At 59.4% G+C, this 7147-nt stretch carries 6 protein-coding genes and 1 pseudogene; 1 reads left to right on the top strand and 6 read right to left on the bottom strand.

Translation table 11 applies throughout. The annotated features are described in order from the left end of the window. Positions 1-130: 130 nt before the first annotated feature. The 5 genes from istA to ACTQ40_RS09875 all read right to left on the bottom strand — a co-directional run bounded on the left by istA (position 131) and on the right by ACTQ40_RS09875 (position 6392). Positions 131-1597 (bottom strand): IS21 family transposase, encoded by a 1467-nt coding sequence (gene istA / locus ACTQ40_RS09855; protein WP_441564023.1) that lies wholly within the window; start codon positions 1595-1597, stop codon positions 131-133. 144 nt (positions 1598-1741) lie between these two features. Then, positions 1742-1852 (bottom strand): transposase-like zinc-binding domain-containing protein, encoded by a 111-nt coding sequence (locus ACTQ40_RS09860; RefSeq protein WP_441564025.1) that lies wholly within the window; start codon positions 1850-1852, stop codon positions 1742-1744. A 191-nt stretch (positions 1853-2043) separates the two neighbouring features. Further along, positions 2044-3426: an MATE family efflux transporter gene (locus ACTQ40_RS09865; protein ID WP_441564027.1), complete on the bottom strand. Its 1383-nt coding sequence runs from the start codon at positions 3424-3426 to the stop codon at positions 2044-2046. Positions 3427-3465: 39 nt separating this feature from the next. Further along, positions 3466-5094: an amidohydrolase gene (locus ACTQ40_RS09870; protein WP_441554644.1), complete on the bottom strand. Its 1629-nt coding sequence runs from the start codon at positions 5092-5094 to the stop codon at positions 3466-3468. 305 nt (positions 5095-5399) lie between these two features. Further along, entirely contained in the window at positions 5400-6392 is a 993-nt protein-coding gene (locus ACTQ40_RS09875; protein WP_441554645.1) for a helix-turn-helix transcriptional regulator, read from the bottom strand. A 90-nt stretch (positions 6393-6482) separates the two neighbouring features. Here ACTQ40_RS09875 and ACTQ40_RS09880 point away from each other — a divergent pair, with 90 nt between their 5' ends. Next, positions 6483-6674 carry a hypothetical protein gene (locus ACTQ40_RS09880; protein ID WP_441554646.1) on the top strand — a complete coding sequence of 64 codons (192 nt, stop codon included), beginning with the start codon at positions 6483-6485 and terminating at the stop codon, positions 6672-6674. A gap of 99 nt (positions 6675-6773) precedes the next feature. Here the strand turns inward: ACTQ40_RS09880 and ACTQ40_RS09885 are convergent. Beyond that, positions 6774-7147: pseudogene (locus ACTQ40_RS09885) on the bottom strand (hypothetical protein); the annotation flags it as partial.

The following is a 7147-nucleotide window of genomic DNA, read 5'->3' on the forward strand; positions in this document are numbered from 1 at the left end:
ATGATGGGAAGATCGGACAGTTAGCGAAGAAAGGGTGCGGCACCTTTGCAAAACGGTGAAACCCGAAAGAAATTAGTCGTGAAATCCTAAATTTAGTTGTTGTGAAAAACACCTGTGGGCCAGCTCCTCGCTAGCGGCCATCGGCGACCGCCCCCTTCAGGAACCCGTCGTAGACCGACAGGTCGGCCCCGCCGGCCTCGCCGCCGCCTCCCGCGATGCGCCTCGCCAGCACGTCGACCGTGGCGTCGTCGGGGACGCGGCCGCCCTCGACGACCCTGAGCGCCGCCTCGCATGCCGCCTCGAAGCCCGAGGACTCGCTCGCCCGGCCGATCGACCTGAGCGTGCGCCTCCTGCCGGCGGAGTCCATCCGGTCGATCCCCTCGACGAGCCCCGGCGGCATGTCGCGCCTGATCGTCGACTCCCCGAAGGCCCTCGGCCTGGCGATGATGGCGGGCACGAGCGAGAGGGGGTTCCGGACCGCGGGGCCCTCCCCGAAGGCCCTGGGGAGGACGGCGACCCGGCGGCCGCGGTCGGCGAGGATCTCCACCGTCGTCGCGCGCATGCCGACGAGCAGGCTCCGCCCGTGCCAGGCGGGCCCGGCGACGTACTCGCGCCCGTCGGCCTCGACGTAGCCGCGCTTGTCGGCGCGGGCGGTGACCCACCTCACCGCGTCGAACTCCACGCCGGGAAGGGCGCGCATGGCGGCGAGGTCCTCCCGGTAGGCCTCCCCGTGCGGCCTGCCGTCGCGGCAGCGCGCCGCCGCGTTGATCCTCGCGCATCCCTCGGCGAGGAACGCGTTGAGCTCGGGGAGCGTGCCGAACGCCGGCACGGGGACGAGGAGGTTGCGCCGGAGGAACCCCACGGCGTTCTCGACGGAGCCCTTCTCGTTTCCCGAATAGGGGTTGCAGTACCGGCTCTCGAAGCGGTAGTGGGCCCTGAACTGCGAGAACAGCCTCGATTCCGCGACCTCGCCGCGTACCATCCTGCCCGCCTCGGTGGCGTTGTCGAGCACCATCGCAGCCGGGGCGCGGCCCCAGCGGCGGAAGATATCGAGCAGCCCGGCGCACAGGCACTCCGACCTCTGCGACATGAGGGCGACGCACTGCCGGTCGTTCGAGTGCGGGAGCGTCGCGACCAGCAGCTTGAGGTCGAGGGCCCTCCCGCCGACCGCGGCGCGGAAGTTCCCGAAATCGACCTGGCAGGTGCCGGGCGCCCACTCTAGCTCGAGGTACCCCTCTCCGCCCGCCGCCGCCCGGGCGAGCCTGAGCTCGCGGACGAACCTCTGCACGGTGGAGTACGAGCCGCCGTAGCCGCGCTCGGCGACGAGCCTGTCGTAGATCCGCCTGGCGGTGTGGCGCTGCTTCCTCGGGGCCCCGAGGTCGGCCTCGAGAACGCCCGCGACCCATTCCTCGTTGCCCTCGAGCGCGGGCCTGCCCCTCCTCCGGGGCATCGGCGCGGCGGGCGACATGTCCTCCATGTCGGCGTACTTCGCCACGGTGTTCCGGCTCACGTGGAGCATTCGGGCGATCTCGGACCTCGAGCGCCCGGCGGCATCCATCGACCGTATATCATTCACTGTGTCCAGGGGCACGGTCATCTCCTCCATCCTTCCCGGGCGGGCTCGCCAAAGTAACCGCCCGGGGAAACCATACGGCGAGGGCCGCGCCCCCGGTCCCCGGGGCGCGGCCCTCTTGCTTAAACTGCTCAATTTTTCGTGCTCACGGTGCTCATTTCCCAGTGATCACTCGGACCACTTCTTAGTGAACATCAACATCCACCGCTGGGACCCCGATGAGGTCCTGCCGTTGCGCTTGGCCCGACCGCCGCAGTAAGGGCAATAGCCGGCCTTCATGGACACCTCCTCCGAAAGGGTATTTAACGGTTCCGGAAAAGGTTATCTACCTGCGGTAACGATAGGCAACCGGACACACATTCTGTCCGAGCGGTTAAAAGCGGGCACGGAATTTAAACGGCTGAAAAAGGGGCATCGGCCTGCGCCGATACCCCCAACGTGGACACACATTATGTCCTATAAGCCCTAGACTACGCCATGAACCCATTCAGGCGCTTTTGTTCCTTTGCAGCAAGTGCGATGGAAACCAGGCCGGTAATGGCATCGGCTGCAACCAAGGCAATCCAAACGCCCTGCGCACCCATCATACCGCCAAGCAAGTACATGAGCGGCACGGAACAAATCACGTAACGGAGCAGGCCGCAGAACGTAGCGACGCCGACCTTTTCGACCGCCTGATAGTATATGGACATGGTCATCGCAAGGTACCCAAGCGCGACGGCCAGGACTACGATACGTGTAGCGCTGGCAGCGACCTCGACAAGTGCCGGGTCGGAACCCGCGAAGAACGCACAGACCGGCGTTGCAGCTGCCCACAGGACGGCAGTGACCATAAGCAGCACAACAATCTGATACTTGAGTGTGCAGGAGAGCGTCTCCTTGAGTCGAGCCCAGGCCTTGGCGCCGGCATTGAAAGCAGCGATGGGCTGCAGACCATAGGAGAAGCACTGGGCGACCATCATGGTGATGTAGAGAATGTAGCCGTTGATTACGCCGAAGGCAGCGATGTAGAGCGAACCCATGTCACCGCCAAGCGTGCCGAGCAGCGAGTTGGCAACGGTATTGAAGACAAATGTCGCACCCTGGACCAGGAAGAACGGGAAGCCGATCTTAACGATCTGCCCGCAGATACCCATGTCGAGTTTGAGATCGACCAGGTTGATCTGGAGCTGAGACTTCTTGCCACCAACATACCAGAAGATGCCGATGGCCCAGATACCAATGGACAGGCCATAGTACACGCCGGCACCCATGACGCCGAGCTTGAGTACGAAAGTCGAGAGCGCAAGCCAGCAAATGGCAACGATGGCAGATACGGTCATGAGATTTGCCGAGACCTGGACCTTCTCATCGACGCGCATAACGGCGGTGACCATCTGGCCGATGACTGTGAGCGGCAATAGCACGGCGAACGTGCGCACGCCGGCGACCGTGTCAGCCATGATATCGGGCGTTGCGCCAAAGAATGCACAGATGGGCTCGGTGAGGGCTGCCATCACGACGGCGAGCAGGACCGAAACAATCGTCGTGAGCCAGAAACCCTGGCTAAATGCCTTACTCGCCCCCTTGATGTCGCCGGCGCCGAGCAGGTTGCCCACGACGGCCGGTACGCCCGTACCGAAGAGGTTGCCGAAGGCCAGATTGATGTACTCGACAGACATGATGATCGAGACGCAAGCAAGACCGTGAGAGCCCAGGCCCCAGCCCATCACGAGACCCTCGAGCACGACCATAATGATCTGCGCGAGCATGCCCTGACCGGTCACAATTGTGTAGCGGCGCACGAGTTCTGGAATCGGCTTTGAGGCGAGCTCGTGCTCCTCCCCAACGACAGCGGCTGTTTCTTCTGCCATGGTTCTCCCCTTTCCTTGAGAGATTGAAAGACTGTGGGGCTACTTCTCGTAGACGACCTTACCGGCGACCACCGTAAGCTCAGCTGTGGCGCCGAGAACGTCTGCCGGCTCGCAGGTAAAGAGATTGCGGTCGAGTACGCAGATGTCGGCTTGCTTGCCGCAGGCGAGTGTGCCGATGCGGTCCTCAGCATGCATAGCATAGGCGCCGCCGTAGGTGTATGCGCGCAGGGCCTCGGCCATAGTGATTCGCTCCTCAGGGAACCAACCCTCAGGATTAGATCCATCCTCGAGCATGCGATAGACCGCTCCATAGACTTCCTCCATAGGCTCAAGCCCCACGACCGGGAAGTCGGAGCCCAGATGCACGCAGGCACCGCTCGCAAGCAAGCTATGAATTGGCCACGAGAGCGCCGCGCGCTCGGGACCAACGGCGTCGTCCTTTGCCAAGTCGGCCATATCAAGCAGCATATGCCACGGCTGCATAGCCGGACAAACGCCGAGTTCCGCATAGCGCGGCAAATCCTCAGGTTGAACAGTCTCGTTGTGCTCCATGGAGTGACGACAGCCCATAAGACCGTAACGCTTCTCACCCTCCTCGAAGCAGTCGAGGATAAAGCGTACGGAACGATCGCCTATGGCATGGATGCGCGTGTCGACACCCCACTCAAGCGCTTTAAGGATGGCTTTGCGCACGCGCTCTGGTTCCTCAGCCGGCTCGCCACAGGTCTCGGGAGCATTAGCATAGGGCTCGAGCATCCAAGCAGTATGATCGGAGCACACGCCGTCAATGAACTGCTTAAAGCCATGCCACTCGACTTGCGTGCCCGGGAAGTCGTATTTCGCCCGAATCTCCTCGAGCGTCATGGTCTCGTTCTCAAAAAGGTCTGTGTACATGAACACGCGCAACGGATGTTCGCCCTTGCGGTTGAGTTCCGCGAGGAATTTATAGGGGTTATCCATGCTCACAAAAGTGGGGTTAACCATGCCGACTGTCGTAATACCGAGAGCGTTGGCGCGATGCGCGGTCTTTGCTAAGGAAGCACTAGCCACCTCGGGGGCAGGATTGTATACCTCATCCATGAAAAGGGCTCCCGCATTGTTCGAGAAGACCCCAGTGGGGTTGCCAGCTTCATCCCTAAGAATCTTGCCGCCTGATGGGTCTGGCGTTTCAGCAGTAACGCCGATTTTCTCGATTGCGCAGGTGTTGGCACTAAACGTGTGCATGTCAACCTGCTGCAAAAAGACCGGACGGTCCGAAATGTACTCATCGATCATTGCCGCCGTAGGCATCTCGGGCACGTCCCACTGGAACTGGATAACCTGACAGCCCACGATCCACTCGTTGTTCGGGTGGTCTTCGGCAAACGCCTGCACGCGTTCCATACACTGCTCGAAGCTTGTGCAATCGATGAGATTGACGGAGAAATCGGGATCGGACAAAAAGGCGCCCTGGACATAGTGAGTGTGCGAATCGATGATGCCAGGCATGACGAGCTTATCGCCATAGTCGCGCACCTCGGTATCGGACCCGATAAAAGCGTCGAGGTACTTATCTTCGCCGCACGCAACAATTCTGTCACCCGCGATAGCAACGCCGCCCTTGAACGGTGCCAGCCCGTCACCAGTGAACACAGCATTACTTTTGATGACTAAATCCGCTTTGTCCATATGAGCCTCCTCAGACGTTACAGGACAATGGATAAGCGCCACAATACGTCGCGCCCAATCGGTGAGGGAGCATTTGCCGCCCCCCGTGACACGTGCCTACAGGCAGTTGGGCGTCTGTCCAGCGCCCTACGCCCCGCGTCAACACCCATTGACGCACCTCCAGCACAAGCTGACAAGATGGAGCCGAGCGAACGGACGGATTAAGCAGGTTTACACGTCTGAACAGGTATTTTATTGTCTAAGTTTATTGTCGCTTCTTTACGCCGAGCGGTCTGCGATACACCATCAGCCGGACCGCTCCAGCCTCACGAGCGCCAGAATGCCTCAATCAAGTCGTCACGCGCCTTGACTTCGCTCTTTACATAGATGCGATGCAGGTGAGCCTTGACGGTACCCGGACTAATCACAAGTTCATTAGCAATCTTTTGGACATCGAGTCCACGCAATACGAGTGTAAGCACTTCCTGTTCGCGCTTTGAAAGCCCATACTCGTCCGAGAAAATCACAACTCGCGAGACAAGGTCCTCCCGTGCATCACGGCGCTCTGTCGCTACCTCTTCATCGGCACGAGGATGACGCGAGAACGCACGTAAGATATGGCTGAACTGTTTAAATAGCTGAACGGCTGCAGCCACAAACAATAAATTCTCTGAGATATTCCGCTCGCTCAGATACCATAAAAAGGCGCTCACCATCACGTTGTCAACGTCAGGCGTGCAGAATAGGATCATATAGGTATCCTCGATAACCACCATCACGGTAAGCACGCAGGCTATGCGAAAGAACGTCCGAGAGCGCTCAAGATCGAGCCGCTCAGCTCTATTCTCCGTCTTGCGATAGCGGGCGTAAGCATATACCAAGCAGAATGCCATTCCCAAATCGCGCGCAAGCCAAAAAAGATATTGCTGAATCTGGCCCGCAAAGCCAGTACGAGGCACCAGAGCAAGCTGAAGCACGGCGATCGGTACGACATATGCGGCAACTCGCTTAACGGTCACCTCGTCGTGCAAGCGAAACATTACCCAAAGCCATACGCACGCAAGAATCGCCACGCCCAGCGCACAGCGCAGCAACGGGTGTTGAAGCGGCTCATTAAACGTCACCGTATAGTCATATTTGAGCCGGTTGTACTCATCAAAGAAGATCACCGACATATCGATGATATAGAGAAGGAAACCCGCGGCCGCCGCCAAACAATCGCGTCGACGAGTCATGAGCCATATTACGAGCGCAGTTGATGCCGTCACCAATCCAACGCCCATGACAAGAATCGTGTAGATAAAAAATGCGAAGCTCATACGACCCTCATTCCCCGCACAACCCACTTGATTCCATAATACGGTTGTGGTAAAAAAATCCAACGAATGCCAAGATCGAAAGGAAATACCATGGTGCCAATTGCACCGTTCAAGATTATTGTCGCGCCTGCCGCCAAGGCCATCGCCAAAATCGGTTCAACCATGACCTACGATAACGTTCTTTGCATCGTTGATGAGCGCAACGACAGCTGCCCTTACCTGGGACACGTCCCCTACTTTGCGCCTAAGCTCACCTCTTCACTCGACCAGCGCAACCATTAGCATAACCTTCACGATTGCCGTAGTAATCCTCGCAACAATTTATTAACTTGGAAGCAGCCCCGGTTTTAGCCCCGTGCCGGTGGGCCAAGCCCCTCACGGTTAGCGTTTTCTATACACGCCAACGCCGGGATTATCGACGCTGCGGCCGCGGCGCGATATGAGGCGCGAAACCTCGCCCAACAACACACCGATTACCACGCCCACGAGAATCGGCAACTTTGTCATCTCGGCGGGTGAGCTGTTGAGCGGCACAATCGTGGCGACAATCGAAAGCACAAGCTCCACCACGGGAATCGCAAGTGCCACCGCGAGCACCTTGCCCTCGAAGGGCGCGCGGAACACGCGCGGGCGATCGTCGTATTTGCGCAGGCGCCAAAACGCCGGGAACATCGGAATATAGCTCATAAGCAGGAAGACGACGTTCATCGAGAAGAAAACCCAAAAGACGTCGGAGCCCTCGCCCAGCGGAATCT

Source organism: Collinsella sp. Sow4_D11 (genome assembly GCF_052116465.1).
Lineage (GTDB): Bacteria > Actinomycetota > Coriobacteriia > Coriobacteriales > Coriobacteriaceae > Collinsella.

Bases quoted from the DNA above. Each gene is read 5' to 3' on its own strand.
- istA (WP_441564023.1), bottom strand. From the start codon at position 1,597: ATGACCGTGCCCCTGGACACAGTGAATGATATACGGTCGATGGATGCC.
- ACTQ40_RS09860 (WP_441564025.1), bottom strand. From the start codon at position 1,852: ATGAAGGCCGGCTATTGCCCTTACTGCGGCGGTCGGGCCAAGCGCAAC.
- ACTQ40_RS09865 (WP_441564027.1), bottom strand. From the start codon at position 3,426: ATGGCAGAAGAAACAGCCGCTGTCGTTGGGGAGGAGCACGAGCTCGCC.
- ACTQ40_RS09870 (WP_441554644.1), bottom strand. From the start codon at position 5,094: ATGGACAAAGCGGATTTAGTCATCAAAAGTAATGCTGTGTTCACTGGT.
- ACTQ40_RS09875 (WP_441554645.1), bottom strand. From the start codon at position 6,392: ATGAGCTTCGCATTTTTTATCTACACGATTCTTGTCATGGGCGTTGGA.
- ACTQ40_RS09880 (WP_441554646.1), top strand. From the start codon at position 6,483: ATGGTGCCAATTGCACCGTTCAAGATTATTGTCGCGCCTGCCGCCAAG.